Here is a 26,292-nt window from a genome sequence, read left to right on the forward strand (position 1 = left end):
GCGGCAGAGCGAATCGGGGTACGACGCGGTGTCAGGGAACGACGGCGACGAGCACCCACGGCCGGGCCCCGCGCGAGGACGGCTCGCCGCCACGATCGGGGTGGTCGGCGAACTGCTGATCACCGCCGGTGTGCTGATGGCGCTCTTCGTCGTCTACTCGCTGTGGTGGACGAACGTGCTCGCCGACCGCGAGGCCGCGCGCCAGAGCGACCACGTGCGCGACAACTGGGCCAAGGCGCCGGGCGCGCTGGACACCAAGGACGGCATCGGCTTCCTGCACGTACCGTCGATGCGCAACGGCGAGGTCCTGGTCAAGGCCGGCACCGGCAGCGACGTCCTCAACGAGGGCGTCGCGGGCTTCTACCGCTCGCCGGCGAAGGCCGCGATGCCGTGGGAGAAGCAGGGCAACTTCACCCTGGCCGCCCACCGGGACGGGCACGGCGCGCGGTTCCACAACATCGACAAGATCAAGACCGGTGACGCGGTCGTCTTCGAGACGCGGGACGTCTGGTACGTCTACAAGGTCTACGCGGAGCTCAAGCAGACCTCGAAGTACGACGTCGACGTGCTGGACCAGGTCCCCAAGGCGTCGGGCAAAGCCAAGCCGGGCCGCTATCTGACCCTGACGACCTGCACGCCCGTCTACACCTCCGACTACCGCTACATCGTCTGGGCGGAGCTGGAGCGCACGGAGAAGGTCGACAGCGAGCGTACGAGGCCCCAGGAACTGCGCTAGGGCGGTCACAGCGAAGGCCCGGCACCCTGGTGGTGGTGCCGGGCCTTCGTGGTGCTGATGGGCGGTCAGCGGCTGACGGGAGGTCAGTGGTGCCGGCCGCCGAACATGCCCCCGAAGAGACCGCCGTCGCCGCCGCCGGGCGTTCCGGTGCCGCCCGGGGCGCCGGTGTCACCGCCGGGGGCGCCGGCGATGGTGAAGAGGTCGACGGGGGTGTTCTTGTCGACCTGGGTGCCGGCGGCCGGGTTGGTGCTGACGATGACGGCGTTGTCGTCCTGGGGGCCGTTGATGTTGCCGACCTTGAGACCCAGGTCCGTCAGCGTCTTCTTGGCGTCCTTGACCTTGGAGTTGGTCAGGGCCGGCACGGCGACCTTCTGGGCCGCCTTGGCGACCGTCAGGGTGACCGTGGAGCCGGGCTTCGCCGCCGTATTGCCCTCGGGGCTCTGCTTGGTGACCGTGCCCGGGGGCTGGGTCGACTCCTCCTCCTGCTTCTGCACCTTGAAGCCGAGGTCGGTCAGCTGCTTGTTGGCCGCGTCGAAGGACTGGCCGACCACCAGCGGCACCTGCTTGGTCTGCTGGGCCTCGGCGACCGTGATCGTGACCTCGGAGCCCTTGGCGGCCTTCTTGCCGCCACCGGGGTTCTGGTCGAGGACGACGCCGGGGGTGTTGTCGGACTCCTTCGTCTTCACGTTGACGGAGAAGCCCTTGGCCTCCAGGGTCGACGTGGCTTCCTCGGTCGACAGGCGGAGGACGTCCGGGACGGTCACCTTCTCCGCCCCCGACGAGATCATGACCTTGATCTCGCTGCCGCGCTTCACCTGCGTGCCGGACTTGGGGTCCTGCTCGCAGACCTTGCCCTTGTCCTGGTCGCAGGGCTTGTCGCCGGCCTTGGCGACCTTGAGGTCGACGTTCTCGCCCAGCGACTTGGCCTCGGCCAGCGTCGAGCCGACCAGGTTCGGCGCGCCCACCTCGGAATTGTTGTTGTTGCTGCTGAAGAGCGACTTCCCGATGAAGATCGCGCCGACGAGCACCAAGATGCCCGCGACGATCAGCAGGATGGTCGAGAGGTTGCTCTTCTTGCCGCCTCCGCCCCGCCTGCGGCCGTTGCCGTCGTCGTAACCGCCGTAGCCGCCGTCGTCGTCGCGCACGGGCGGCAGCATCGACGTCTGGCCGCCGCCGTGGTCCTGCGAGCGGAGCATGGCGGTCGGCTGGTCCTCGCCGTAGCCGGCGACGCCCATGGACTGGGTCGCCGCCACCGGCTGGCCCTCCAGGGCCGCCTCGATGTCGGCGCGCATCTCGTCGGCGGACTGATAGCGGTAGTCCGGGTCCTTGGTCAGCGCCTTGAGGACGATGGCGTCCATCTCCGGCGTGATCTCGGGGTCGTGGATGCTCGGCGGGTTCGGCTCTTCCCGTACGTGCTGGTAGGCGACGGCCACCGGTGAGTCGCCCACGAACGGCGGACGGACCGTCAGCAGCTCGTACAGCAGGCAGCCGGTGGAGTAGAGGTCGGAACGCGCGTCGACCTGCTCGCCCTTGGCCTGCTCCGGGGAGAGGTACTGGGCGGTGCCGATGACGGCCGCGGTCTGAGTCATCGTCATGCCGGAGTCGCCCATCGCGCGGGCGATGCCGAAGTCCATGACCTTGACCTGGCCGGTGCGCGTCAGCATGACGTTGGCCGGCTTGATGTCGCGGTGGACGATGCCGGCGCGGTGGGAGTACTCCAGCGCCTGGAGGACGCCGATGGTCATCTCCAGCGACCGCTCGGGGAGCAGTTTCCGGCCGGAGTGCAGCAGCTCGCGCAGGGTGGAGCCGTCGACGTACTCCATGACGATGTACGGGATCGAGACCCCGTCCACGTAGTCCTCGCCGGTGTCGTAGACGGCGACGATCGACGGGTGGTTGAGCGAGGCCGCGGACTGGGCCTCACGCCGGAACCGGGCCTGGAAGGACGGGTCGCGGGCAAGATCCACCCGCAGCGTCTTCACGGCGACGGTGCGGCCGAGCCGGGTGTCGTGTGCGAGGTAGACCTCGGCCATGCCACCGCGGCCGAGCACCGAGCCCAGCTCGTACCGGCCGCCGAGGCGACGCGGCTCTTCCATAGCTCCAGCCCTTCCGTTTTCCTGACCGCACCGGCGTGGGTCCGGCGGTGTGCTGTCCGGCATACCGTACCCGGCACGCCGCACGCCTTCCGGCTGCGACGGTCACCTGATACACGACCGGTACCGTCACCCGCGGCGCTCGGGTGCGGCGGTGAACGGCGTCACTTCGACGTCTTGAGCACCGCCTCCATGACGCTCTTCGCGACCGGCGCGGCGAGCGCGCCACCGGCGATGTCGTCACGGACGGTGTCCGAACCCTCGATCACGACCGCGACGGCGACCGGCGAGCCGTTGTCCGTCTTGGCGTAGGAGATGAACCACGCGTAGGGGTTGCCGCTGTTGTCCACACCGTGCTGGGCGGTTCCGGTCTTGCCGCCGACCGTGACGTTGTCGATCTGGGCGTTCTTGCCGGTGCCCTTCTCGACCACAGTCTCCATGATCGACTGGAGCTTCTGCGCGTTCTCCCGGGAGACCGGCTGCGACATCTCCTTGGGCTGGTGCGTCTCGATGACGTTCAGGTTGGGCGCGCGCACCTTGTCGACCATGTACGGCTCCATGAGCTTGCCGTTGTTGGCGACCGCGGCGGCCACCATGGCCATCTGGAGCGGCGTGGCGCGGTTGGACGCCTGACCGATGCCGGCCATGGCGTTCTGCGGCCGGTTGTCCTTGGGGTAGACGCTCTCCTCGGCGCGGACGGGCGTGAGGATCTGCTTGTTGTTGAAGCCGAACTTCGCGGCCTCGTCCATCATCTTCTTGTTGCCGAGGTCGGCGCTGACCTTGCCGAAGACGGTGTTGCAGGAGTACTGGAGGGCCACCCGCAGCGAGGCGTCCTTGCAGGGGATGTTGCCCTCGTTCTTCAGCTCGGTGACCGTGTCCGGCAGCGTCCACGGCAGCGGGGAGTCGGTCTTGGAGTCGACGTCCTTGTACAGGCCGTTCTCCAGCGCCGCGGCGGCCGTGACGACCTTGAAGGTGGAGCCGGGCGGGTAGGTCTGCCGCAGCGCCCGGTTGAGCATCGGCTGGTTCTTGTCCTTGTCCAGCTTCGTCCACTCCTCGCCGTCGTTCGCACCTGCGATCTTCGACGGGTCGTACGAGGGGGTGGACGCCAGGGCGAGGATCTTGCCGGTGCGCGGGTCGAGGGCGGCGACGGCGCCCTTCTTGTCACCCAGGCCCTTGAAGGCGGCTTCCTGGGCCTTGGAGTTCAGGGTGGTGATCACGTCACCGCCCTTCTTGCCCTTGCCCGTGATCATGTCGACGGTGCGGTTGAAGAACAGGCGGTCGTCGTCGCCGATGAGCACCCGGTCGTAGAGGTTCTCCAGCTGGGTGGCCCCGTAGACCTGCGAGGAGCGGCCGACGACCGGCGCCCACATCTCGCCGTTCTTGTACGTCCGCTTGTACTTGAAGTCGACGCCGCCGGTCTCCTGGGAGCCGGTGATGGGCTGGCCGTCGACGATGATGTTGCCGCGCGGCTGGCTGTAGCGGGCGATGTCGACGCGGCGGTTCTTCTTGTGCGTCTTGAGCTCGTCGGCCTGGACGAACTGGATCCAGTTGTCGCGGATCAGCAGGGCCAGGACGAGCAGACCACAGAAGATGGCGATCCGGCGCACGGGCTTGTTCACGGGCGGACCACCTGGGTCATCTCGGCGTCGGGGGACGGTGCGGGGGCCGGTGCCGGGCGGCGCGCGGTATCGCTGATCTTGATCAGGATGGCGATCAGGGCCCAGTTGGCGATGACGGACGAGCCGCCCGCCGCGAGGAACGGCATGGTCATACCGGTCAGCGGGATCAGGCCCATGACGCCGCCGGCGACGACGAAGACCTGGATGCCGAAGGCGGCGGAAAGACCCGTGGCGAGCAGCTTGCCGAAGGGGTCGCGGGCGGCCAGCGCGGTGCGCACGCCGCGCTCGACGATCAGGCCGTAGATCAGCAGCAGCCCCATGGCGCCGGCCAGCCCCAGCTCCTCGCCGAAGGAGGCGAAGATGAAGTCGGAGTTGGCGGCGAACTGGATCAGGTCGGAGGAGCCCTGGCCCCAGCCCGTACCGAAGACGCCGCCGGAGCCGAACGCGAAGAGGGCCTGCGCGATCTGCTCGGTGGTGGCCCAGGACGGGCGCGGCGTGTCGTAGACCGCGAAGGGGTGCAGCCAGGCCATCACACGGACCTTGACGTGCGGCTCGACCGAGCCGACCACGGCCGCGCCGCCCGCGGACATCAGCAGACCGAAGACGATCCAGCTGGTGCGCTCGGTGGCGACGTACAGCATTACGACGAACATGCCGAAGAACAGCAGCGAGGAGCCCAGGTCGGTCTCGAAGACGAGGATGACCAGGCTGAACGCCCAGACGGCGAGGATCGGGCCGAGATCGCGGCCGCGCGGCAGGTAGAGCCCCATGAAGCGGCGGCTGGCCAGCGCCAGGGCGTCGCGCTTCACCATCAGATAGCCGGCGAAGAAGATCGCCAGGATGATCTTCGCGAACTCACCGGGCTGGATCGAGCCGAGGCCCGGGATGACGATCCAGATCTTGGCGCCGAACTTGCCGGGGAAGAAGACCGGGGCGATGAGCAGGACCAGCGCGACCACCATGGAGATGTAGGTGTAGCGCTGGAGGATGCGGTGGTCCTTCAGGAAGATCGTGACGGCCACGAACAGCGCGATGCCCAGAGCCGAGAAGAGCAGCTGGTTCGGCGCGGACGCCTGGAACGTGAAGCCCTGCATCTTGGCCAGGCGCGCGAGACGCTCCGACTGGTCCAGCCGCCAGATCATCACCAGGCCGAGCCCGTTGAGCAGGGTGGCCAGCGGCAGCAGCAGCGGATCGGCGTACTTGGCGAACTTACGCACCACCACGTGGCCCACGCCGGCGAGCAGGCCCAGGCCGAGCCCGTAGCCGAGCATGCCGGAGGGCATCTCGCCGTTGAGGGCGAGCCCGACGTTCGCGTACGCGAAGCACGGGATGATCACCGCGAAGGCGAGCAGCGCCAGCTCGGTGTTGCGCCTGCTGGGCGGGCCCACGGTGCTGATCGTGGTCGTGGTGGTGGTGCTCGGCGAAGATGGCATGGCTGACATGAGTTGTGGCCCCCTACGGCTTCACTGCTGAGTGCTGCACTGCGGGGCCACGTCCTGCTCTTCCTGGGTGAGGGTGGGGCCCGGGCTGGGCGTGGGAGTGGGCGTGACGGCGTTCGGCTTGGCCTCGGACCGGGGGTCCTTGGCGACATCGCCCACGGCGCCGCCGACCCGCTCGCCGTTCTGCTTCTCCTGCTCCCGCTGCCGCTGCTCGGCCTTGCGCCGCTCGTCCTGCTTCTTGCAGGCGCTGGCGAGGACGCCCAGCTCCTTGGCCTTCTGTTCGGCCTTGTCCCGGCTGTCGAGCGCGATGGTGCTCTCGACGCGGGCGCGCTGGTCGTCCGGGAGGTACTTGAGTTCGATCTCGGGGTGGTCCTTGTAGAGCTTGCTCAGGCTCACCCAGGCGAGATCCTGGTTGATGCCCTGGTAGACGGCCACGTGCTGGTCGTCCTTGGCACCCACGAAGTACTGCGTCTGGGTCCAGCTGTAGCCGCCGTAGAGGCCGCCGGCGACGATACCGAGCGCGATCGCGAAGATGACCGTCCGCTTGATCCACCTGCCGCGGCGCGGGGGCTTGACGAAGTCCTCGTCCATGAACGCGCCGAACGAGCCGTCCGGCACCCCGCCCATGCCCGCGTCGCCGCTGCCGGGCGGGCCGAAGCCGCCTCCCGGCGCGCCGGGGCCCTGCGGCGGTACGGGCCGGTTGGCGCGGGCGTGCTCGGCGGCGCGGCCGGCCGGGGTCTGCATGACGCCGTCGTCGCCCAGCTGGAGCTGGTTCTCGGCGACCGCCCCGACGATCACGGGCGTGTCGTTGAGCTGCCCGGCCAGGGTGTCGCCGCCGTCGACGTCGAGGACGTCGGCGACGATGCAGGTGATGTTGTCCGGGCCGCCGCCGCGCAGGGCGAGCTGGATGAGGTCCTGGACCGTCTCGTGGGGACCCTGGTAGCTGGCGAGCGTCTCCTCCATCGTCTGATGGCTGACGACGCCGGAGAGCCCGTCGGAGCAGATGAGATAACGGTCACCGGCGCGGACCTCGCGGATCGACAGATCCGGCTCCACGTGGTCGCCACTGCCCAGCGCGCGCATCAGCAGGGAGCGCTGCGGGTGGGTGGTGGCCTCCTCCTCGGTGATCCGGCCCTCGTCGACCAGCCGCTGCACCCAGGTGTGGTCCTGGGTGATCTGGGTCAGCACGCCGTCGCGCAGCAGGTACGCGCGCGAGTCGCCGACGTGTACGAGGCCGAGCCGCTGGCCGGTCCACAGCAGGGCGGTGAGGGTGGTGCCCATCCCCTCCAGCTGCGGGTCCTCCTCGACCATGACGCGCAGCTGGTCGTTGGCCCGCTGCACGGCGGTGCCGAGGGAGGTGAGGATGTCGGAGCCCGGGACGTCGTCGTCGAGCGTCACCAGGGTGGAGATCACCTCCGAGGAGGCGACCTCGCCCGCGGCCTGGCCGCCCATGCCGTCGGCGATGGCGAGCAGCCGGGGGCCGGCGTAACCGGAGTCCTCGTTGCCCTCCCGGATCATGCCCTTGTGCGATCCGGCGGCGAAGCGCAGTGACAGACTCATGCGCACCTCGCCCGTCGGCTCCGGGTACATCCGCACGGTGCCCACCCTCCGGTCGTCATGGTCCTACTACTTCCGCAGCTCGATGACGGTCTTGCCGATGCGGATCGGCGCACCGAGCGGGATCGGGGTCGGGGTGGTCAGCCGGGTCCGGTCGAGATAGGTGCCGTTGGTCGAACCGAGGTCCTCGACGATCCACTGGCCGTCGCGGTCCGGATAGATCCTGGCATGCCTGCTGGAGGCGTAGTCGTCGTCCAGCACGATCGTGGAGTCGTGCGCACGGCCCAGGGAGATGGTCTGGCCCTGGAGGGCCACCGTGGTCCCGGTGAGCGTGCCTTCGGAGACCACCAGCTTGGTGGGCGCGCCGCGGCGCCCGCGATCGGCCCGGCGGCCGCCGGCCTGCTGCTGGCGCTGCTGCGGCGGTGCGGTCTGCTGCGCGCGCTGCGGCTGTCGGTCCGGGCCGCCGCGGCGCGAGCCGCGCTGGGTCACGCGCGTGCCGAAGAGGTCGCTGCGGATGACCTGTACGGCCACGATGACGAACAGCCACAGTACGGCGAGGAAACCCAACCGCATGACCGTGAGGGTCAGCTCTGACATTGCCCCCGCTTCACCCTTCGGCTTGCCGATAAACGATGGTGGTGCTGCCCACGACGATGCGTGAGCCGTCGCGGAGCGTAGCGCGCGTGGTGTGCTGCCCGTCCACCACGATGCCGTTGGTCGACCCCAGGTCCTGGATCGTCGCGGGGGTGCCGACCCGGATTTCGCAGTGCCGGCGGGAGACGCCGGGGTCGTCGATCCGTACGTCCGCTTCGGTACTGCGACCCAGCACCAGGGTGGGGCGGGAGATCTGGTGGCGGGTGCCGTTGATCTCGATCCAGCGCCGGGTCTGGCCGCCGGACGCGGGTCCGGCCGCGGGGCCGGGCGCGCCCGTACGGGGCACGGGGCGCCCTGGCGGTGCCGCGCCGGGCGGCGGGGACGCCGGCATGGGCGGGAGCCCGGCCGGCGGCGCCGGATAGCCGCCGCCACCCTGGGTGACGGCGCCGCCGGCGCCGGGGCGCGGCGAGGCCGGGCGGGCCTGCGGGTCCTGGGACTCGCTGGCCGCGAGGGTGCGGCTGCGCACCCGGTAGAGACCGGTGTCGAGGTCGTCCGCCTTCTCCAGGTGAACCTTGATGGTCCCCATGAAGGTGTACCGCTGCTGCTTGGCGTAGTCGCGGACCATGCCGGCCAGCTCGTCGCCGAGCTGCCCGGAATAGGGGCTGAGGCGCTCGAAGTCCGGGGCGCTCAGCTCCACGATGAAGTCATTGGGGACGACGGTGCGGTCACGGTTCCAGATGGTGGCGTTGTTGTCGCACTCCCGCTGGAGCGCGCCCGCGATCTCGACCGGCTGTACCTCGGACTTGAACACCTTGGCGAAGGTGCCGTTCACGAGACCTTCGAGACGCTGCTCGAAGCGCTTCAGTACTCCCACGGGGCACCTCCTTCCCTCAGTGACGTTCCTGATGCTCGGTGTCGTTCCTGATACTGCTTACTGATCGTATCCACGCGTCGGGAAATCGGCTGGTTCCCCTTCGGCGCCAGGAGTGACGAGTGTCGCCTTCATGGTGCCCTGATGTCGCCTTCGCACCGCCTTCACTAGGGATCGTAGAGGCGGCCGCGAGTCAGTGTCCCGCAACCGGTGCGCTCCTCACCGGCCCCCCGGGTCCGACGGCTGTCCGGCGGGCCCGACGGCCCTCATGGGTCCGGCCTGCGGGGAGCCATGGAAACGGGTGTGAAGGCACCCTCGACACCGTGCTAATGTTCTCCGTGTCGGAAGGCGAACGCGCAAGACCCAGGACGAAGAGTCCGGGGGAGAGCGCGGGAAGACTGAAGACAACACCCATGCGCGGGTGGCGGAATAGGCAGACGCGCTGGATTCAGGTTCCAGTGCCCGAAAGGGCGTGGGGGTTCAACTCCCCCCTCGCGCACCATGAGGTACGAGACGGACCCCTCCGAGTGACATCAGTCACTGGGAGGGGTCCGTCTCGCTTTTGTGTGTGTTTTTCGGCCGGAGTGCGGTCGATCGACGGCTGATGCGCGAGAGCTTGGCCGGAACGTTGCACGCGGTAGTGGCCGTGGTGGGAACATCGTTCCGTAGTCGCGCTGGGGCGCTGTGTGAAGAGCGTCGTGTCCGGTGTCGTGGGGGAGCCTCGTCTGCAACCGGAATGGGGGACGCTGTGGCGTGGGATCAGTCGTCCGTACTGACGCAGTGGGTGCTGCCCGCGGCCGTCTGCGCGCCTGTGACGTGGGTGTGCCTGGTCTGGCGCTTCCGTGAGGACGGACGGCTGCTGGGCACGGTCCGGGCGGCGGCGTCGGCGGTCGCGGTGGTGCTGTGGACCTCCGGCATGGCGGCCCTGGCCAGCGGACTCCTCTTACCCCACGCGTCGAGCGTGCCGCCGGCCGCCGTGGGCGCGGTGGCGGGGCTCGGGCTCGTCCCCAAGCGGAAGCTGGAGCAGTCCGGTGAGCATCCCCTCATGGCGATCGTCACCCTGGGCGATTCCCTGCTGCTGAACAGCCTGGCGCTGCGTCTGCAGACCGATCGCGCCGAGTGGTCCCATCGCATGGCCAGTGGCTTTCAGGACTGCTGGGACCTCGACGCCTTCGCCGACCGGCTCCGCGCGCATCTGCTGGCGCGCGTCGACGCCCCGGGGCGTACGGGCCGGAGCCGCGGCATCCTCAAGCGGGAGATCCTGGAGCGGCACCGGGACGTGCGGACCGCGGCGCAAAAGTGGATCACCATCGAGACGAAGATCGAGAAGGCTTGCCAGCAGCAGGTCCGGGAACGGACGCGTGAGGAGCTGCGGCAGGCCCGCAGGGCGTTCGCCGAGGCGGAGCACTACTGCACGTATCTGCTCGACCTGGCGCACGCCCACGGCAAGCGCAGCGACGACAAGAGGATCCTGGAGCTGCGACGGCAGCCCGCCTGGGAGACGGTCGCGGCACCGGGGGTGGGCTGAGGGCCCTGCGCGTAGGTGGTCCGCGCGGGCGTCAGCGGTGGGAGCGCGCCAAGGGGCGTACGCACTCGGGCTGTGCGGACTCCATGGGCTCGCGGATCTCGGACGGCGTCGGTTCGCGGAAGGAGATCTCCACCTTGAGGTCGAGGGCGTCCGCCACGGCCGCGAGGGAACGCATGGTCAAATTCTCGTCCCCGGACAGGATTTGGCTGACCCTGCCGGGCGAGACGCCGATGCAGTCCGCCAATTCCTTGCGGGACATGCCCCGTTCGGCGAGAAGTCCGGCCAGGGAGGCCGTCGCATGGCGCGCCAGGCGGGCGCCGGTCAAGTCAGCCGAGCGACTGCGCTCCGTACCGTTGCGCCAAGCCATGCTTACCCCCAGAGTCGTGATGCCGCAGGACGGCTCTTGTAGAGAGGATGCCACCTTTAGGCTTAACTAAAAGCCCGCATTCGGCTAAAGATTGCGCCACTGCCGCTGTTGGTGACTCTTGACCACCTGATGACCAGGGATGACACGGCAAACGGTCGATTTCGGCCAGACTGCGGCTGAACCGGGGTTCGGTCCCCGGTTCCACCGTGCGGGGCCGGCCGTGTGACGAGCCCTGGGGGTACGGGCGTTCAGCCGGCGAGGCGTGCGGCGAGGGCCTTGCCCTTGGCGGCGGCGTCCTCGTGCGCCTGGGCGCGGGAGGCGTCCGACTTCTCGACCAGGGCGGCCATCGCGGGCACCGTACGGGCCAGCGTCAGCTCGGGGATGACGAAGTCGACCTCCAGGCCGAGCATGTCGCCGAGGGCCTTCTCCAGGTAGGTGGTCACGAAGTCGAAGCCCTCGCGGGGGGTGCCGGCCGCGTACGAACCGCCGCGGCTGGCGACGACGGTGACGGGCGTACCGGCGGCGGGGGGATTCTCGACGCCGGCCGTGCGGCCCATGATGATCACGTGGTCCAGCCACGCCTTGAGGGTGGAGGGGATCGTGAAGTTGTACATGGGGGTGCCGATCAGCACCGCGTCCGCGCTCTCGAGCTCCTCGGCCAGCCGCGTGCGCAGGGCGATGCCCGCCTTCTGGGCCTCCGTGCGGTCGGCCGGGTCGGTGAACGAGGCGGTGATGGTCGCCGCGTCGATGTGCGGCAGCGGGTCGGCGGCGAGGTCGCGGTAGACGACCGTGCCCTCCGGGTGCTGCTCCTCCCACGCCTTGCGGAAGGCGGCGGTGACGTCGCGCGAGGCGGAGCCCTGCGGCAGGGCGGAGGAGTCGAGGTGCAGAAGCGTGGCCATGGGGATCTCCAAGGGGGTGGGCGCGTCACCGCGAGAGCGGGTGCGGTGCCCTGAGGGGGGCGTACGGAATGTAGTTCTGTACGCAACTATTAATAGCATAGTAGCTTACTTTTTTGCAGCGACTGAAGGCGGCGCAGTACGCTGGAGCCATGGCGGACCACAGCGAGCGGGCGTGCAAGAGCGTCGACGTAGGCATGACGCGTGTCTTCGAGCTGTTCGGGAAGCGCTGGACGGGCCTGATCGTGGCCACCCTGTTGCCGGGCCGGGTCTACTTCTCCGAGCTGCGGCGGGCCATTCCGGGGATCAGCGAACGCATGCTGTCGGACCGGCTCACCGAGCTGGCCGCGGCCGGTCTGCTCGTACGCGAGGTGGACGCCGGACCTCCGCTGCGCGTCGCCTACCGGCTGACCGAGGCGGGCGAGGCGATGGAGCCCGCGCTGAAGGAGTTGGGGCGGTGGGCGTCGAAGTACCTGGCGAACGACCCCACGTGTCCGCGCGAGTTCAGCTGAACCGCGCCTGCGCGGCGTTGTAGCGCAGCAGATAGCCGGCGAAGCGGGAGAGGTCGGCCTCGTCCCAGTCGCCCAGGCGCTCCCGGAAGGCCGCCTTGCGGCTGGTGGTCGCCTGCGCGAGCGTCTCGGCCCCGCGGGTCGTGAGGCGCAACACCTGGACGCGGTGGTCCTCGGGGTCCGGGTGGCGCTCGACCAGGGTGAGCCGTTCCAGGGCGGCGACCTGCCGGCTGACGGTGGACTTGTCCAGCAGGTAGTGGGCCGCGAGATCGGTCGCACGGCAGCCGCGCCGGTCCTCCAGGTGTGCCAGGAGCGTGAAGGCGACCAGCGAGAGCTCGGGATGCGTCCGCGCGGCGGCGGCGCGCGCCCGGCGCGCGAAGGCGGTCATCTCGCGCTGGATGATCTCCACTGACGCGTCCTGGTGCGGCTCGGCCGACTCGTCCTGTTCCGGCACGGCCGACCCGTCCTGTTCTGACGCGGCCGACCCGTCCTGTTCCGGCACGGTGGCTCCCTTCGGCTAATGGTTGTACAGTACACCTAGAAGAGAAAGTTGTATAAGCCAAGTAGTTTCTGTGAGGTCACCCATGAGTTCCGCCCCCGCCCACGCGGCGCACGCCCCCGGCCATGGGGCCGCGCTGCGCCACGTACTGACCCATCTGCTCACCCCCTTGCTGATGTGCGTCGGCATGGGGCTGGCCTATCTGGGCGCCTTCGTCGAACCGTCGCCGCACGAGATGCCGGTCGCGATCGTGGGCACGGAGGCGAGCGCCCACACGCTGGCGCGGACGCTCGACGACAAGGCCGGAGGCGACCTCGCCGTCCGTACCGTCGCCGACCGGGACGAGGCGGTGTGGCAGCTCAAGGCGCAGGACGTCTTCGGCGCGTACGTGCCGTCGACCGGCCGGGGACACGCGCCGGAACTGCTGGTCGCCTCCGCCGGATCGGACACCAGCGCCGCGGCCGTGCAGAAGGTCTTCACCCAGGTCGCGGCCCACGACGGGGCTCCGCTGAAGGTGAGCGACGTCGTGCCGACGGCCGAGGGCGACCCGACCGGGCAGGGGCTCTTCTTCCTGCTCGTCGCGCTCAGCATCGGGTCGTACGCCTCGGTCGCGGTGATCGGCGGCGCGGGAGCGGTGCTGCCGATGCGGCTGCGCGCGCTGCTGGCGGCCGGGATGTCGCTGGTGGTGAGCCTGATCGGGGCGGCCTTCGCCGGGCCCGTCTTCCACCTGGTCGACCACGGGCTGTGGGGGCTGTGGGGCCTGGCCTGGATCTACTCCGCGGGCATCCTGCTCATCGGCACCGGCCTGCACACCTTCCTCAAGCGGTGGACGACGCTGGGCGTGATGGTGCTGTTCGTGATGCTCAACTTCACCAGCTCCGGCGGGATCTTCCGGCCCGAACTCCAGAACGGCTTCTTCGCCGGGCTGCACGGATTCTGGAACGGTGCCGGGTTCATGGAGGGGACCAGGAGCCTCGTCTACTTCGACGGTGCCGGGCTGGGCGGCTACGTGGGCAGGCTCGTGTTGTGGCTGGTGGCCGGCGCGGCGGTCGTCGGGGTCGCCTGGGCCGTGGAGGCGGGCCGGTCCCGCCGCTCCGGTTCCGCCGGAGCCGGGGAGGGCGAAGGGGAGACGGAGGAGGAGATGGAGGAAGCGGTCGGGGTCTGACCGTTGTCGGTGGCGGGCGGTAGGTTCGGAGCGGTTGGCGTGGCGTGGGCGTGATGGGGGAGGGGGCGCGCGATGGCGCGACTGCCGTACGTACCGGGGTTCGCGGGATCGGCGGAGGGCTCCGCGGTCGGCGGGGCCGGAGCCGGTGCCGGGTCGCCGAAGGCGGTGGGCAAGGCGCTGCGGACGCGGATTCCGCGTGCCGCGCACGCCGAGTGGAATGCCGACGCGGGTCGCCCGGACGCGGTCTCCGTGGTCGAGGCGTCGAACGCGGGCCGGCTGCCCGAGCTGACGCCGATACGGGCCGGCCGGATGGCCGCCTCCCCCTTCGCCTTCCTGCGCGGCTCGGCCGGGCTGATGGGGTACGACCTGGTGGGGACGGCCGTGACGGGGGTGGGCGCGCAGATCTGCGGTGACGCCCACGCTGCCAACTTCGGGCTCTATGGGGACGCCCGCGGCGGGATCGTCATGGACCTCAACGACTTCGACGAGACCCTGCGCGGGCCGTGGGAATGGGACGTGAAGCGGCTCGCCGTGTCACTGGTGCTGGCCGGCCGGGAGGCGGGCGCGGACGAGGACACCTGCCGGGCGGCGGCGCGGGACGCGGTGGGCTCGTACCGGCGCACGATGCGGCTGCTGGCCAGGATGCCGGTCGCGGACGCCTGGAACGCCATCGCCGACGAGCGGCTCGTCTCGCACGCGGACGCCCGGGAGCTGCTGGGCACCCTGGAGAAGGTGGAGGCGAAGGCCCGCCGGAACACCAGCGCCCGCTTCGCGGCGAAGGCGACGGAGGAGGTCGACGGCGGTCTGCGGTTCCTGGACGCCCCGCCGGTGCTGCGGCGGGTGCCGGACGCGGAGGCCGCGGCGGTCGCCCTGGCCCTGGGCGGCTATCTGGGGACGCTGCCGGAGGAGCTGGCGCCGCTGCTGGCCCGGTACGAGGTGCAGGACGTGGCGTTCCGGGTGGTGGGCACCGGGAGCGTGGGGCTGCGTTCGTATGTGGCGCTGCTCCTGGACCACCGGAGGGAGCCGCTGGTGCTCCAGGTGAAGGAGGCCCGTCCCTCCGTGCTGCTGGCGCACGCGGAGAGGGCCGGCTTCCCGGCGCCGGAGGCCGGTCACGAGGGACGGCGCGTGGTGCAGGGGCAGAAGCGGATGCAGGTGGTCAGCGATGTGCTGCTCGGGTGGGCGACGGTCGAGGGGCGGCCGTATCAGGTGCGCCAGTTCCGCAACCGCAAGGGGAGCGTCGACCCGGCGGCCCTGGCCCCCGACGAGCTCGACGACTACGGCCGCATGACGGGCGCCCTCCTCGCCCGAGCCCACGCCCACAGCGCGGACCCGCGGCTGGTGGCCGGGTACTGCGGGAAGTCGGAGGAGCTGGACGAGGCGATCGCGGCCTTCGCGACGATCTACGCCGACCGGGCGGAGGCGGACCACGCGGAGCTGGTGACCGCGGTGCGGGGCGGGCGGGTGGCGGCGGAGATGGGGGTTTAGGGGACGGGGGATCGGGGTTCGTAGGGTTTCGGGCGGTCCTGGCGCGCGGGGTTTTTCGGGGGGCTCGGCGGTTTCAGCGGTTTCCGCCGTCTCGTGGTGGTGGGTCCGGCGTGGCTTTGTGTGGGTTCCCTGGGGCCCATGGGGGCGGGCGGACCCGGCGGTCCCCGGGGGCGCGTGGGAGCTCGTACGCTGGGCGGGTGATGAAACCGGAAGCCGAGCACAGCCAGCACGCCGAGGAACCGGGCACCCACCGCCTTGAGCAGGCCGTACGGACGGCCGAACAGGCGTTGATCGAGTTCGAGATCGCGGTGGAGACCTTCCGGGTGGAGGTGGAGAACTTCTCCCGCCTCCACCACCAGCGTCTCGGCCCGGTGTACGCGCGGCTGGACGAGCTGGACGCGCTGATCGCGGAGGCCGTCGCGGCCCGGACCGGTGACGCCGAGGACCTGAAGCGGGCCCGGGAGGCGCGGGCGCTGGCCCAGCCGCTGCCGGGTGTGGAAGAGCTGCTCGGCGGCTGGATGGACTCGGAGGGCCTGTCGCCCGAGGCGCAGGCGATGCTCACCGACCAGCCAGTGCGCCCGCCGCAGCGGGTGCGGCCCAGCGCCGAGGCCCGCCGGGCCTTCCGCGAGCTGGTCCGCAAGGCGCATCCGGACCTGGCGCGCGACGAGGCGGAGCGGATGCGGCGCGAGGAGTTCATCGTGCGGGTCAACGCCGCGTACGCGAGCGGTGACGAGAAGCTGCTGGCGGAGCTGGCCGAGGAATGGGCCGCGGGGCCGGCGCCCGAGGAGCGGTGGCCGAGCCGGGCCGAGGAGCTGTACGCGCGGCTGGAGTGGCTGGCCCAGCGCAAGGAGCTGCTGGCGGCGCTCGCCGCCGAGCTGGAGGGCTCCGCGATCGGCGCGATGATCAAAATGGCGCCGGACGACCCGGACGGGCTGCTGGAGGAGATCGCCGAGGGGCTGCGCGTCCAGGTCGCCGAGCGCGAGGCCCATCTGGCGACGCTGACCGGATAGCGGGTCGGGTAGCGTCGTGGGTATGCACTTTGGTTCTGGGGTTCCCACGGTCGGCGTCGATGCCCTCTCGTCCGACGACTTCCTGCTCGACGTCCGTGAGGAGGACGAGTGGGCGGCCGGGCACGCCGAGGGCGCGCTCCACATCCCGATGAGCGACTTCGTCGCCCGCTTCGGCACGCTCACGGAGCAGGCGCCCGAGGGCGCCCGGATCAATGTCATCTGCCGCTCCGGTGGCCGCTCCGCGCAGGTCACCGCCTACCTCGTCCAGCAGGGGCTGGACGCGGTGAACGTCGACGGCGGGATGCAGGTGTGGGAGGCCGCCGGCCGCCCGGTCGTGGACGGCGGCGGCGCTCCCGGGACGGTCATCTAGCGAAGCGCTGAGTCAGCCGAGGGGGTGGGCGGCCAGCAGGTCGCCCAGCGCCTCCTCGTGCGCCGCCGCCGGGCCCAGGGACAGTTCGAGCTGCTTGGCCCAGGCGTGATAGCGGTGCAGGGCATAGCTGGTGTCCGCGCCGAAGCCGCCGTGCAGGTGCTGTGCGGTCTGTGCGATGCGGCGGACCCCCTCCGAGGCCCAGATCTTGGCGACGGCGATGTCGGCGGCGGCCGGGAGCGGCCCGGCGGCACCGGACTCCAGCCGCCAGGCGGCCTGCCAGAGCGTGGCCTCCATCGCGCGCAGGTCGATATAGCGGTCCGCGGCCTGGACGGCGACCGCCTGGAAGGTGGCGATCGGGAAGCCGAACTGCTCGCGCTTCCCGGTGTATTCGCTGGTCATCCGGCATACCGCCGTGCCCACGCCGAGCGCGAGCGCGCAGGTGCCCACGGCGAGGAGCCCACGGAGCCGCTCCCATGCGCCCTCGGTGGTGATCATGTCCTCGGCGCCGAGGCGTACGGAGTCGAGGCGCACCTCCGCGTACCGCTCACCGCTGGTGGAGACCTGGTCGGCCAGGGTGACGCCGGGGTGGTCCCGGGGGACGAGGGCGAGGACGGCGTGCCCTTCGGCGGTGTGGGCGGGGAGCAGTACCAGATCTGAGGTGGGCGCCCAGGGCACCGCGGTCTGCGTGCCGTCGAGGACCCATGAGCCCGGCTCGCCCGCCACCGGACGGGCGCTGACGGCGAGTTCGGCCGCGTCGTGGCCGCTGCGGCCGTTGGAGGCCACGGTGACGATCAGCTCGCCCCGGCCGATCCGGGGCAGCAGCCGGGCCGCGACGGGGCTGCTGTGAGCGCTCAGGGCGAGGGTGGCCGCACCGGATTCCAGCAGCGGCACCCGGGCCAGGACCTGCCCGGCCTCGCGCAGCACCAGGCACAGGGCGAGGGGCCCGAGGCCGGCGCCGCCGTGTTCGGGCGCGCTGAGCAGGCTCAGCAGGCCGGCGTCGGCGAGCTTGCGCCACAGTGCCCGGTCGAGGTCCTCGGCGACCGCGCCGCGCGTGAGGGCCGGGCTGGGTACGCCGTCGGGGGAGACCCCGGCGAGGACCGCCCGTGCCGCTTCGGCCGCCGCCTGCTGCTCCTCGGTGAAGGTGAAGTCCACTGCCGTCCTCCCGCATACCGCTGTCGGCCGCCCTGGAACTGACGGTGCGTCAATCTAGAACGGGTTGCAGGAATTGGGAACAGGGATGGCGGGCGGGTGAGTGGGTGAGGGTATGCAGGTGTGGGTGGGCGAGGGGGAGCGAGCGTGGATAGCCGACAGCTGTGAGCAGGTGGGCGGGCGCCCGGCGTCGTAGCGGGTGCCGGTCAGCGGTCGAAGTCCAGCTCGACCTCCTCCGTCTTCGGGTGCGACTGGCAGGCCAGCACATATCCCGCGTCCACTTCCTCCGGCTCCAGGGCGAAGTTGCGGTCCATCCGGACCTCGCCCGACACCAGATACGCCCGGCACGTCCCGCACACGCCGCCCTTGCAGGCGTACGGCGCGTCGGAGCGGTTGCGCAGCACCGCCTCCAGCAGCGACTCCCCTTCCCGCACCGGCCAGCTGCCACCGCGTCCGTCCAGCTTCGCGGTCACCGTGCTGTGGGCGGGGGCGCCCGCCGTCGCCGTGGGCTGGACGGCCGTCGAGGCGTCCTCGACATGGAAGATCTCCTGATGGACGCGGTCCCGGGCGACGCCCAGGCCGCTCAGTGCCCGCTCGGCCCCGACCACCAGGCCATGGGGGCCGCACAGATACCAGCCGTCGATCGCCTCCACCGGCAGCAGGGCCGGCAGCAGGGTGCTCAGCCGTTCCTCGTCCAGTCGCCCGGACGGCAGCCCCGCCTGCTGCTCCTCCCGGGAGAGCGCGTGCACGAGCTGGAAGCGGTCGGGGTAGCGGTCCTTGAGGTCGGCGACCTCCTCCAGGAACATCGTCGAGGCGGTGGTGCGGTCGCTGCGTATCAGGCAGAAGCGGGCGTCGGGCGTCCGTGCCAGCAGGGTGGAGACGATGGACAGCACGGGGGTGATCCCGCTTCCGCCGACGATGGCCGCGAAGTGTCCGGAGCGCGGCTGGAGGACGAACCGCCCGACCGGGGCCATCACCTCCACCGTGTCCCCCGCCACGAGCTCCTTGAGGGCGTAGGTGGAGAACACACCGCCGTCGACGAGCCGCACCCCCACCCGCAGCTCGCTCACCCCGGCGGAGCCCGGGGCCGGGGCAGGTCCGCAGAGGGAGTACGTGCGGCGTATCTCGCCGTCCTCCGTGTTCCGGCGGACGGAGATGTGCTGGCCCGGGGCGTAGCGGTAGACCTCGCGCAGCTCGGGGGGCACGGCGAACGTCAGGGCGACGGCGTCGTCGGTGAGCGGGTCGACGGCTGTCACCCGCAGCGGGTGGAAGGCGCCGTGGCGGGCCGCTGCCATCTACAACTCCTTGAAGTGGTCGAACGGTTCGCGGCACGCCTCGCACCGGCGCAGGGCCTTGCAGGCGGTGGAGGAGAACCGGCTCAGCAGCGTGGTGTCGGTGGATCCGCAGTGCGGGCAGCGGATGCCGAGCGACACGGGGACCGGGCCGCCGGGACCGCTGGGCCGGGGTGGCGCCACCCCGAACTCCGCGAGCTTGCGGCGGCCTTCGGCCGTGATGTCGTCCGTGGACCACGCCGGTGTGAGGACCGTGCGCACCTCGACCTCGGGGATGCCGTGCTCGTGCAGGATCCGCTCGATGTCCGCGGCCATGGCCTCGATGGCCGGGCAGCCGGTGTAGGTGGGGGTCAGTTCCACCTCGACCCGGCCGGGGCCGGAGAGGTGCAGGCCGCGCAGCACGCCCAGCTCGGCCAGGGTGATCACGGGGAGCTCCGGGTCGGGGACGGCTCCGGCCAGCTCGCGGAGGCGCTCCTCCAAGGGCGTCGGGGCGGCGGTCACCATGACGCCCCCGGGTGGCTGCGGTGCAGGTGCTGCATTTCCGCGAGCATCCGACCGAACGGTTCGGTGTGGAGCCCCTGGCGACCGGCGCCGGCCGTCCAGGCGCCGGCCTGCGGCCCCGTCGGAAGGGTCAGGGTGGCCTGCTGGACGGTCTTGGTGATCAGGGTCAGCCAGCCGTCGCGCAGCGCCGCCGTGTCGACGTCCAGTCCCTCCACCGGTGCGAAGAGCTCTCCCGTGTAGCGCCACAGGGTGTCCAGGGCCGTCTGCATGCGCCGGTGGCTCTCCTCGGTGCCGTCGCCGAGCCGCAGCGTCCAGTGCTCGGCGTGGTCGCGGTGGTAGGCCACTTCCTTGACGGCCTTCGCGGCGAGGGGGGCGAAGGGGCTGTCGCCGGTGGCCAACTGGCCGTAGAGCAGCTCCTGGTAGGTGGAGAAATACAGCTGCCGGGCGATGGTGTGGGCGAAGTCGCCGTTGGGCCGCTCGACCAGCTGGACGTTGCGGAAGGCGCGCTCCTCGCGGAGATAGGCCAGCTCGTCCTCGTCGCCGACGAGCTGGAGGAGGAACCGGGCCTGGCCGAGCAGGTCCAGGGCGATATTGGCGAGCGCGACCTCTTCCTCCAGGACGGGCGCGTGCCCGGCCCACTCCCCGAGCCGGTGGGAGAGCACGAGGGCGTCGTCGCCCAGCGCCAGCGCCGCACCGGCGGGGACGAGGGGCGCGGCGGCCGGAGAGGTGCTCGTGGGGGTCTGGCTCACAGGTGACGCACCCCCTCCGGGATGTCGTAGAAGGTCGGGTGGCGATAGGGTTTGTCGGCGGCGGGGTCGAAGAAGGGGTCCTTCTCGTCCGGCGAGGAGGCGGTGATCCCGGCGGAGGGCACCACCCAGATCGAGACGCCTTCGGAGCGCCGGGTGTAGAGATCCCGGGCGTTGCGCAGCGCCATTTCGGCGTCCGGTGCGTGCAGGCTGCCGGCGTGGGTGTGCGACAGTCCGCGCCGACTGCGCACGAACACCTCCCACAGCGGCCAATCAGCGCTGGTCATACCCCTGCCTCCCCCTGTGTGTCGCGGTGCTTCCCGGCATACGCGGCGGCGGCCTCGCGCACCCAGGCGCCTTCCTCATGGGCCTGCCGCCGCTGGTTGATGCGCTGTTCGTTGCACGGGCCGTTGCCGCGCAGCACCTGATGGAACTCGTCCCAGTCGATGGCGCCGAAGTCGTGGTGCCCGCGCTCCTCGTTCCACCGGAGATCCGGGTCGGGGAGGGTCAGGCCGAGCGACGCGGCCTGTGGCACACAGATGTCCACGAAGCGCTGGCGCAGCTCGTCGTTGGAGTGGCGTTTGATCTTCCAGGCCATGGACTGGGCCGAATGGGCGGACTCGTCGTCCGGTGGGCCGAACATCATCAGGGACGGCCACCACCAGCGGTCCACGGCGTCCTGCGCCATCGCGTGCTGCTCGGCGGTGCCCCGGCTCAGGCTGAGCAGCAGCTCGTAACCCTGGCGCTGGTGGAAGGACTCCTCCTTGCAGATGCGGACCATGGCGCGGGCGTAGGGCCCGTAGGAGCAGCGGCACAGCGGGACCTGGTTGGTGATCGCGGCGCCGTCCACGAGCCAGCCGATGGCTCCCACGTCCGCCCAGGTGAGCGTGGGGTAGTTGAAGATCGAGGAGTACTTCTGGCGGCCCGTGTGGAGCTTGTCGAGCAGCTCGTCCCGCCCGGTGCCCAGCGTCTCGGCGGCGCTGTAGAGATACAGGCCGTGGCCCGCCTCGTCCTGCACCTTGGCCATCAGGATGGCCTTGCGCCGGAGGGAGGGGGCCCGGGTGATCCAGTTGGCCTCGGGCTGCATGCCGATGATCTCGCTGTGGGCGTGCTGCGCTATCTGCCGGACGAGCGAGGCCCGATAGGCGTCGGGCATCCAGTCGCGCGGCTCGATGCGCTCGTCGGCGGCCACGGCGGCGTCGAACACCGCCTCATACGACCCCGCGTCCGGCGCCATCATCGTCATGGCATGCCCCCTGCCTCTCAGTTGAACTCCCGACCGACCGATCGTTCGGTTCAATGGTGTGCTGTGGGCTCGGGAGGTGTCAAGCCTGTGGATAACCTCCGCGCGCTGGGCCCTGTGGGGCGGCCTGGGTACGGTTCGGGGTGCACGACGACAGGTGGGACGACAGGTGACACGCGGGAACGGGGCGGGATATGGAGCCGGATGACGAGCACGGCGAGCGGCGGGACGACGAGGGGCCGGGCACTGTGGCCGGCCTGTCCCTTCCGGCGCGCGTCGCCATCGCCGCCGGTGTCGCGGTGGTGACCGTGGCGACGGCTGTGCACCTGACCATGGTGTTCCTGCACGTGGCGCCCTCGAACACGGTCAGTAAGCAGCACGCCGAGGCGATTGGTGACTACATCTACCCCGAGTTCGAGCAGAACTGGAAGTTCTTCGCCCCCAATCCCCTCCAGCAGAACGTCGCCGTCCAGGCACGCGCCGAACTGAGCGGCACCGGCGGCCGCTCCACGTTCACGCCCTGGAGCGACCTCTCCGCGCAGGACGGTGCCGCCATCCACCACAACCTCCTCCCCAGCCACACCCAGCAGAACGAGATACGACGGGCCTGGGACTTCTACGCCACGACGCACGACGCGCGGGAACAGCCCAGCGGCCTGCGCGGCGGGCTCTCCGAGGAGTACATACGACGCATCGCCGCGCTCCGGCTGAGTGCCGAGTACGGCGAGCGGAGAGTCCAGCGCGTCCAGGTGCGGTCCGTGACCAGCGTCGTCGCGCCACCGCCGTGGAGCGATGAGAAGGGCGGGGCCAAGCCGGCCTACCGCGTGCTGCCCTGGTGGCCGGTCACCACCGCCGACCTCCCGGAGGCGAAGAACCGGTGAGCACCTCCACGACTCCCCCGGCCCTCCTCTCCTGGCTCGCGCGCGGCGTCGCCCGCGCGACCGGCTCCTCCCTCGGCCGCTACCAGACGGCCGTGATCCGGATCGGCCTCTCCTTCACCTGGCTGTGCTTCCTGCTCCGCGAATGGCCCAACCGCCATGAGATGTACGGGCCCGACGGCCCCTGGAGCTGGGACATGGCCCGTCGGCTGATCGCCGACAACCACTCCTTCACCGCCCTGCTGTGGTCCGACAGCGACCTCTGGTTCGAGAGCGTCTACGCCTTCGCCATCGTCACGAGCGCGCTGTTGATGCTTGGCTGGCGGACCCGGACCATGTCCGTGCTGTCCATGATCGGGGTGCTGTCGCTCCAGAACCGCAGCGTCTTCCTCGGCGACGGCGGCGACAACGTCATCCACCTGATGGCCCTCTACACCGTCCTCACCCGCTGCGGCCTGGTCTGGTCCCTCGACGCCCGGCGCGCCAGGCGCCGGAAGCAGGGAGGCGCCGCCGAGTGGGACGTCACCGGCATCGTGCTGTGGACGCTCTGCGGCATCGCCCTGGTCCTGGTTACTTTCCCCGGCCGGACGGGCGTGTCCTGGACGGCCGACGGCCCGCTGCCCGGCCTCGGCTGGGCCACCGCGCTCTGGGCGCTGTGGCTCGTGCAGGGCCTGTGGTGGCTGGTCCGGCGCCACGCGCCCGGAGAGCCCCGGGCGGTCCTGGACGCGTTCGCCCATCTGCTGCACAACGCCGCGCTGTTGGTGATCATGGTGGAGGTCTGCCTGATCTACGCCACGGCGGGCTGGTACAAGATCCAGGGCTCCCGCTGGCAGGACGGCACCGCGCTGTACTACCCGCTGCACCTCGACTACTTCTCGCCCTGGCCCGAGCTCTCCCACGCCCTCGCCGGCAACGGGCTCATGGTGCTGCTGCTGAGCTACGGCACGGTCGCCGTGCAGGTGGCCTTCCCCTTCACGCTCCTGAACCGCCGGGTCAAGAACGTCCTGCTCGCGCTGATGATGGCCGAGCACCTCGGCATCGCCGTCACCCTGGGCCTGCCGTTCTTCTCGCTCGCGATGATCGTGGCGGACGCGGTCTTCCTGCCCACCGGCTTCCTGCGCCGCCTGGGCGCCCTCGCCGGCCGGGCCGGCGGCAGACTGCTCCCGACCCGTATGGACGCGGTCCCGGCCCAGCGCGAGGACGAGGTCACCTCGCGCACTCTCGTAGGCTGAGGACATGATCGAGGACGAAGCCGGGGCCGCGGTGCGGCAGTGGGGCGACATCGCCCCTGACGCCGTACTGCTCGACGGCTTCCACGCCCTGAAGCACGCCCTGCGCTTCGGCGCGGACGTGCGGCTGGCGGTCGCCGGGGACAAGGGCGCGACGCTGGAGCTCGCGGAACGGCTCGCCGACGACCTGACCGAGGTGCTCGCCGAGCGTCTCGTCGAGATCCCGGAGCGGACGCTGCGCGAACTCGTGCCCCGAATCCACACCACGGGCGTGGCCGCCCTGGCGGCCAGGCGCGACCGCCGGGCGAACCTCGACGCGCTGTCCCGCGCGCCCCGGAAGGCCCCGGTCGTCGTCCTGGACAACCCGCGCAACCTCGGCAACGTCGGCGCCGTCATCCGGCTCGCCGCCGGATTCGGTGCCACGGGCGTGGTCACCACCGGTGACATCGACCCCTGGCACCCGAACGCCGTACGCGCCGGGGCGGGCCTGCACTACGCGACGGCCGTCGAGCGGCTCCCGCTGCCCGAGCTGCCGCCCGGCCCGCTCTACGCGCTGGATCCGGAGGGCGACGACATCAGGTCCGTCACCCTCCCCGACGACGCGCTGATCGCCTTCGGCTCCGAGCGCCACGGCCTCTCGCCCGAGCTGCGGGAGAGGGCGACCCGGCTGGTCGCCCTTCCCATGCGGCCCCAGGTGTCCAGCTACAACCTGGCCACCAGCGTCGCCATGGCGCTCTTCCACTGGGGCGGCCCGGCCCCGGTCTAGCTACGCCGGGCGGCGCACCTCGACCGTACGGAAGCGGGTGGCGACGAACGCGCTGTCGCACAGGGCCGCATTGGCCGCGGGGTTGCCGCCCGAGCCGTGGAAGTCCGAGAACGCGGCCGTCTGATTGACGTACACCCCGCCGGTGAGGTTCAGGGAGAGCTGGGCGCACTCCTCCAGGCACGCCTCCTCGACCAGCCGCTCGACCTCCGGCGACGTGGTGTACGCGCCGACGGTCATCGCGCCCTTCTCGCGCACGGTGCGGCGCAGCAGCTCGACGGCGTCCGCCGAGGAGTCGACGGCCACGGCGAACGACACCGGCCCGAAGCACTCGGAGAAATAGGCCGCTTCGCTGTCCGGCTTGGCGCCGTCGAGCTTCACGATCACCGGGGTGCGCACCGTGGCGCCGGGGAAGTCGGGGTTGGCGATCGTCCGGGAGGGGAGGGCGACCTCGCCGAGCTGCGCGGCGGCGTCGAGGCGCTCCTTGACCTGGTCGTTGACGATCGCGCCCAGCAGGGCGTTGGCGCGGGCGTCGTCACCCAGCAGACCGTCGACGGCCTTGGCCAGATCGGCGACCACTTCGTCGTACGACTTGTGCCCGGCGTCGGTGGCGATGCCCTCGCGCGGGATGAGGAAGTTCTGCGGGGTGGTGCACATCTGGCCGCTGTAGAGGGACAGCGAGAAGGCGAGGTTGCTCAGCAGGCCCTTGTAGTCGTCGGTGGAGTCGATGAGGACGGTGTTGACGCCGGCCTTCTCCGTGAACACCTGCGCCTGGCGGGCGTTGGCCTCCAGCCAGTCACCGAACGCCGTGGAGCCGGTGTAGTCGATGATGCGGATCTCCGGGCGCACGGCCAGGGACTTGGCGATGCCCTCGCCGTCCCGCTCGGCGGCGAGCGCGACCAGGTCGGGGGAGAACCCCGCCTCCGCCAGCACCTCGCGCGCGATCCGCACGGTCAGCGCCAGCGGCAGCACCGCGCGCGGGTGCGGCTTGACCAGGACGGCGTTCCCGGTGGCCAGCGAGGCGAACAGGCCGGGGAAGCCGTTCCACGTGGGGAAGGTGTTGCAGCCGATCAGCAGCGAGATGCCGCGCGGCACGGGCGTGAACTCCTTGCGGAGCTCCAGCGGCTCACGCTTGCCCTGCGGCTTGGACCAGTCCGCCGCGTCCGGGGTGCGGATCTGCTCGGCGTAGGCGTAGGCGACGGCTTCGAGGCCGCGGTCCTGGGCGTGCGGCCCGCCGGCCTGGAACGCCATCATGAACGCCTGGCCACTGGTGTGCATGACCGCGTGCGCGAACTCGTGCGTACGGGCGTTGACGCGGGTCAGGATCTCCACACAGACCGCCGCCCGCGCCTCGGGACCCGCCTCGCGCCACTGCGGCATCGCGGCGCGCAGGGCGGGCAGGAGGGCGTCGATGCCGGGGTGCGGATACTCGATCCCCAGCTCCGGCCCGTACGGGGAGACCTCCGAGCCCGCCCAGCCGTCCGTGCCCGGCTGGTCCAGCTCGAAGCGCTTGCCGCGCAGCGCCTCGAAGGCGGCCTGCCCCTCGGCCGCGCCCAGGCTCCCGGAGCCCTCCGCGCCGTACGCCTTGGGGTGCTCGGGGAAGGGGGACCAGTAGGCACGCGTGCGGATGGCGTCCAGGGCCTGGTCGAGGGTCGGGCGGTGCTTCTCGATCAACTGGGCGGTGGTGAGTCCGGCGGTCACGGCTGACCAACTCCTTGTCGAGCTGGGCTCGGATGAGGCGGCAGGCTTCGGG

General features: G+C 71.0%; 26 protein-coding genes and 1 tRNA gene. 11 read left to right on the forward strand and 16 right to left on the reverse strand.

The window, feature by feature from the left end; all coding sequences use genetic code 11:
- Positions 1-28: 28 nt before the first annotated feature.
- The gene (locus ACZ303_RS02405; protein WP_467334218.1) at positions 29-736 is read left to right on the forward strand and encodes a class E sortase; all 708 of its coding nucleotides are present in this window, start codon (positions 29-31) and stop codon (positions 734-736) included.
- 83 nt (positions 737-819) lie between these two features.
- On the opposite strand, the gene pknB is transcribed toward ACZ303_RS02405, so the two are convergent.
- The 6 genes from pknB to ACZ303_RS02435 all read right to left on the reverse strand — a co-directional run bounded on the left by pknB (position 820) and on the right by ACZ303_RS02435 (position 8,912).
- Entirely contained in the window at positions 820-2,832 is a 2,013-nt protein-coding gene (gene pknB, locus ACZ303_RS02410) for a Stk1 family PASTA domain-containing Ser/Thr kinase (protein ID WP_467334220.1), read from the reverse strand.
- 161 nt (positions 2,833-2,993) lie between these two features.
- Entirely contained in the window at positions 2,994-4,448 is a 1,455-nt protein-coding gene (locus ACZ303_RS02415) for a peptidoglycan D,D-transpeptidase FtsI family protein (protein WP_467334222.1), read from the reverse strand.
- Positions 4,445-5,890, reverse strand: coding sequence for an FtsW/RodA/SpoVE family cell cycle protein (locus tag ACZ303_RS02420; RefSeq protein ID WP_467334224.1), 1,446 nt, complete (start codon positions 5,888-5,890; stop codon positions 4,445-4,447). Before ACZ303_RS02420 ends, ACZ303_RS02415 begins: the two co-directional genes overlap by 4 nt.
- 21 nt (positions 5,891-5,911) lie before the next feature.
- Positions 5,912-7,447, reverse strand: coding sequence for a PP2C family protein-serine/threonine phosphatase (locus tag ACZ303_RS02425; protein WP_467334226.1), 1,536 nt, complete (start codon positions 7,445-7,447; stop codon positions 5,912-5,914).
- A gap of 66 nt (positions 7,448-7,513) precedes the next feature.
- Entirely contained in the window at positions 7,514-8,041 is a 528-nt protein-coding gene (locus ACZ303_RS02430) for an FHA domain-containing protein FhaB/FipA (protein ID WP_467334228.1), read from the reverse strand.
- Between the two features lie 10 nt (positions 8,042-8,051).
- The gene (locus ACZ303_RS02435; protein WP_467334229.1) at positions 8,052-8,912 is read right to left on the reverse strand and encodes an FhaA domain-containing protein; all 861 of its coding nucleotides are present in this window, start codon (positions 8,910-8,912) and stop codon (positions 8,052-8,054) included.
- 412 nt (positions 8,913-9,324) lie between these two features.
- On the opposite strand from ACZ303_RS02435, the gene ACZ303_RS02440 reads away from it, so the two are divergent.
- A tRNA-Leu gene (locus ACZ303_RS02440) sits at positions 9,325-9,411 on the forward strand.
- Positions 9,412-9,657: 246 nt separating this feature from the next.
- A complete protein-coding gene (locus ACZ303_RS02445; protein WP_467334231.1) occupies positions 9,658-10,437 on the forward strand; it encodes a hypothetical protein in 780 nt (259 codons plus the stop codon).
- A gap of 31 nt (positions 10,438-10,468) precedes the next feature.
- On the opposite strand, the gene ACZ303_RS02450 is transcribed toward ACZ303_RS02445, so the two are convergent.
- Together ACZ303_RS02450 and ACZ303_RS02455 are read right to left on the reverse strand one after the other, a co-directional pair.
- A complete protein-coding gene (locus ACZ303_RS02450; RefSeq protein WP_467334233.1) occupies positions 10,469-10,804 on the reverse strand; it encodes a helix-turn-helix domain-containing protein in 336 nt (111 codons plus the stop codon).
- 248 nt (positions 10,805-11,052) lie between these two features.
- Positions 11,053-11,703 carry an FMN-dependent NADH-azoreductase gene (locus ACZ303_RS02455; protein ID WP_467334235.1) on the reverse strand — a complete coding sequence of 217 codons (651 nt, stop codon included), beginning with the start codon at positions 11,701-11,703 and terminating at the stop codon, positions 11,053-11,055.
- Between the two features lie 149 nt (positions 11,704-11,852).
- Here ACZ303_RS02455 and ACZ303_RS02460 point away from each other — a divergent pair, with 149 nt between their 5' ends.
- Positions 11,853-12,212, forward strand: a complete 360-nt coding sequence (locus ACZ303_RS02460) for a winged helix-turn-helix transcriptional regulator (protein ID WP_467334237.1) — start codon at positions 11,853-11,855, stop codon at positions 12,210-12,212.
- On the opposite strand, the gene ACZ303_RS02465 is transcribed toward ACZ303_RS02460, so the two are convergent.
- Positions 12,205-12,597 carry a MarR family winged helix-turn-helix transcriptional regulator gene (locus ACZ303_RS02465; protein ID WP_467334606.1) on the reverse strand — a complete coding sequence of 131 codons (393 nt, stop codon included), beginning with the start codon at positions 12,595-12,597 and terminating at the stop codon, positions 12,205-12,207. The two genes, ACZ303_RS02460 and ACZ303_RS02465, sit on opposite strands and share 8 nt — an antisense overlap.
- Before the next feature lie 196 nt (positions 12,598-12,793).
- Here ACZ303_RS02465 and ACZ303_RS02470 point away from each other — a divergent pair, with 196 nt between their 5' ends.
- From ACZ303_RS02470 to ACZ303_RS02485, 4 genes are all read left to right on the forward strand, one after another.
- Positions 12,794-13,873: an ABC-2 transporter permease gene (locus tag ACZ303_RS02470; protein ID WP_467334239.1), complete on the forward strand. Its 1,080-nt coding sequence runs from the start codon at positions 12,794-12,796 to the stop codon at positions 13,871-13,873.
- A gap of 72 nt (positions 13,874-13,945) precedes the next feature.
- Positions 13,946-15,358 carry a DUF2252 domain-containing protein gene (locus ACZ303_RS02475; protein WP_467334241.1) on the forward strand — a complete coding sequence of 471 codons (1,413 nt, stop codon included), beginning with the start codon at positions 13,946-13,948 and terminating at the stop codon, positions 15,356-15,358.
- A gap of 200 nt (positions 15,359-15,558) precedes the next feature.
- The gene (locus ACZ303_RS02480; RefSeq protein ID WP_467334608.1) at positions 15,559-16,368 is read left to right on the forward strand and encodes a J domain-containing protein; all 810 of its coding nucleotides are present in this window, start codon (positions 15,559-15,561) and stop codon (positions 16,366-16,368) included.
- Positions 16,369-16,390: 22 nt separating this feature from the next.
- On the forward strand, positions 16,391-16,738 hold the full coding sequence (locus ACZ303_RS02485; protein WP_467334243.1) for a rhodanese-like domain-containing protein: 348 nt from the start codon (positions 16,391-16,393) through the stop codon (positions 16,736-16,738).
- Positions 16,739-16,750: 12 nt separating this feature from the next.
- Here the strand turns inward: ACZ303_RS02485 and ACZ303_RS02490 are convergent, their stop codons facing one another.
- From ACZ303_RS02490 to paaA, 6 genes are all read right to left on the reverse strand, one after another.
- Positions 16,751-17,890: an acyl-CoA dehydrogenase family protein gene (locus tag ACZ303_RS02490; protein WP_467334245.1), complete on the reverse strand. Its 1,140-nt coding sequence runs from the start codon at positions 17,888-17,890 to the stop codon at positions 16,751-16,753.
- A 203-nt stretch (positions 17,891-18,093) separates the two neighbouring features.
- Positions 18,094-19,182 (reverse strand): 2Fe-2S iron-sulfur cluster-binding protein, encoded by a 1,089-nt coding sequence (locus tag ACZ303_RS02495; protein WP_467334247.1) that lies wholly within the window; start codon positions 19,180-19,182, stop codon positions 18,094-18,096.
- Entirely contained in the window at positions 19,183-19,683 is a 501-nt protein-coding gene (gene paaD, locus ACZ303_RS02500) for a 1,2-phenylacetyl-CoA epoxidase subunit PaaD (protein WP_467334248.1), read from the reverse strand.
- A complete protein-coding gene (paaC, locus tag ACZ303_RS02505) occupies positions 19,677-20,429 on the reverse strand; it encodes a 1,2-phenylacetyl-CoA epoxidase subunit PaaC (RefSeq protein ID WP_467334250.1) in 753 nt (250 codons plus the stop codon). The genes paaD and paaC overlap by 7 nt, the downstream gene beginning before the upstream one ends.
- The gene (gene paaB / locus ACZ303_RS02510; RefSeq protein WP_467334252.1) at positions 20,426-20,713 is read right to left on the reverse strand and encodes a 1,2-phenylacetyl-CoA epoxidase subunit PaaB; all 288 of its coding nucleotides are present in this window, start codon (positions 20,711-20,713) and stop codon (positions 20,426-20,428) included. The genes paaC and paaB overlap by 4 nt, the downstream gene beginning before the upstream one ends.
- Positions 20,710-21,672, reverse strand: coding sequence for a 1,2-phenylacetyl-CoA epoxidase subunit PaaA (gene paaA, locus ACZ303_RS02515; RefSeq protein ID WP_467334254.1), 963 nt, complete (start codon positions 21,670-21,672; stop codon positions 20,710-20,712). Before paaA ends, paaB begins: the two co-directional genes overlap by 4 nt.
- Before the next feature lie 191 nt (positions 21,673-21,863).
- Here paaA and ACZ303_RS02520 point away from each other — a divergent pair, with 191 nt between their 5' ends.
- From ACZ303_RS02520 to ACZ303_RS02530, 3 genes are read left to right on the forward strand one after another with little or no spacing between them, the layout of a single operon-like run.
- On the forward strand, positions 21,864-22,550 hold the full coding sequence (locus ACZ303_RS02520) for a DUF5819 family protein (protein ID WP_467334256.1): 687 nt from the start codon (positions 21,864-21,866) through the stop codon (positions 22,548-22,550).
- The gene (locus tag ACZ303_RS02525) at positions 22,547-23,779 is read left to right on the forward strand and encodes an HTTM domain-containing protein (RefSeq protein ID WP_467334258.1); all 1,233 of its coding nucleotides are present in this window, start codon (positions 22,547-22,549) and stop codon (positions 23,777-23,779) included. Before ACZ303_RS02520 ends, ACZ303_RS02525 begins: the two co-directional genes overlap by 4 nt.
- 4 nt (positions 23,780-23,783) lie before the next feature.
- Positions 23,784-24,542, forward strand: a complete 759-nt coding sequence (locus ACZ303_RS02530; protein WP_467334259.1) for a TrmH family RNA methyltransferase — start codon at positions 23,784-23,786, stop codon at positions 24,540-24,542.
- Here the strand turns inward: ACZ303_RS02530 and paaN are convergent, their stop codons facing one another.
- Complete coding sequence (paaN, locus tag ACZ303_RS02535; RefSeq protein ID WP_467334261.1) at positions 24,543-26,240, reverse strand: phenylacetic acid degradation protein PaaN; 1,698 nt, start codon at positions 26,238-26,240, stop codon at positions 24,543-24,545. It lies immediately after the preceding gene.
- Between the last annotated feature and the right edge of the window lie 52 nt (positions 26,241-26,292).

The sequence above is a fragment of the Streptomyces sp. NPDC023527 genome (genome assembly GCF_055560115.1).

Excerpts from the sequence above, each read along its gene's own strand:
- ACZ303_RS02530 (WP_467334259.1), top strand. The coding sequence starts at position 23,784 with ATGATCGAGGACGAAGCCGGGGCCGCGGTGCGGCAGTGGGGCGACATC.
- ACZ303_RS02465 (WP_467334606.1), bottom strand. The coding sequence starts at position 12,597 with ATGACCGCCTTCGCGCGCCGGGCGCGCGCCGCCGCCGCGCGGACGCAT.
- ACZ303_RS02495 (WP_467334247.1), bottom strand. The coding sequence starts at position 19,182 with ATGGCAGCGGCCCGCCACGGCGCCTTCCACCCGCTGCGGGTGACAGCC.
- pknB (WP_467334220.1), bottom strand. The coding sequence starts at position 2,832 with ATGGAAGAGCCGCGTCGCCTCGGCGGCCGGTACGAGCTGGGCTCGGTG.
- ACZ303_RS02470 (WP_467334239.1), top strand. The coding sequence starts at position 12,794 with ATGAGTTCCGCCCCCGCCCACGCGGCGCACGCCCCCGGCCATGGGGCC.
- ACZ303_RS02475 (WP_467334241.1), top strand. The coding sequence starts at position 13,946 with ATGGCGCGACTGCCGTACGTACCGGGGTTCGCGGGATCGGCGGAGGGC.
- ACZ303_RS02455 (WP_467334235.1), bottom strand. The coding sequence starts at position 11,703 with ATGGCCACGCTTCTGCACCTCGACTCCTCCGCCCTGCCGCAGGGCTCC.
- ACZ303_RS02460 (WP_467334237.1), top strand. The coding sequence starts at position 11,853 with ATGGCGGACCACAGCGAGCGGGCGTGCAAGAGCGTCGACGTAGGCATG.
- ACZ303_RS02480 (WP_467334608.1), top strand. The coding sequence starts at position 15,559 with ATGAAACCGGAAGCCGAGCACAGCCAGCACGCCGAGGAACCGGGCACC.
- ACZ303_RS02420 (WP_467334224.1), bottom strand. The coding sequence starts at position 5,890 with ATGTCAGCCATGCCATCTTCGCCGAGCACCACCACCACGACCACGATC.
- paaB (WP_467334252.1), bottom strand. The coding sequence starts at position 20,713 with ATGACCAGCGCTGATTGGCCGCTGTGGGAGGTGTTCGTGCGCAGTCGG.
- ACZ303_RS02450 (WP_467334233.1), bottom strand. The coding sequence starts at position 10,804 with ATGGCTTGGCGCAACGGTACGGAGCGCAGTCGCTCGGCTGACTTGACC.
- paaD (WP_467334248.1), bottom strand. The coding sequence starts at position 19,683 with ATGGTGACCGCCGCCCCGACGCCCTTGGAGGAGCGCCTCCGCGAGCTG.
- paaA (WP_467334254.1), bottom strand. The coding sequence starts at position 21,672 with ATGACGATGATGGCGCCGGACGCGGGGTCGTATGAGGCGGTGTTCGAC.
- ACZ303_RS02425 (WP_467334226.1), bottom strand. The coding sequence starts at position 7,447 with ATGAGTCTGTCACTGCGCTTCGCCGCCGGATCGCACAAGGGCATGATC.
- ACZ303_RS02520 (WP_467334256.1), top strand. The coding sequence starts at position 21,864 with ATGGAGCCGGATGACGAGCACGGCGAGCGGCGGGACGACGAGGGGCCG.
- ACZ303_RS02485 (WP_467334243.1), top strand. The coding sequence starts at position 16,391 with ATGCACTTTGGTTCTGGGGTTCCCACGGTCGGCGTCGATGCCCTCTCG.
- ACZ303_RS02430 (WP_467334228.1), bottom strand. The coding sequence starts at position 8,041 with ATGTCAGAGCTGACCCTCACGGTCATGCGGTTGGGTTTCCTCGCCGTA.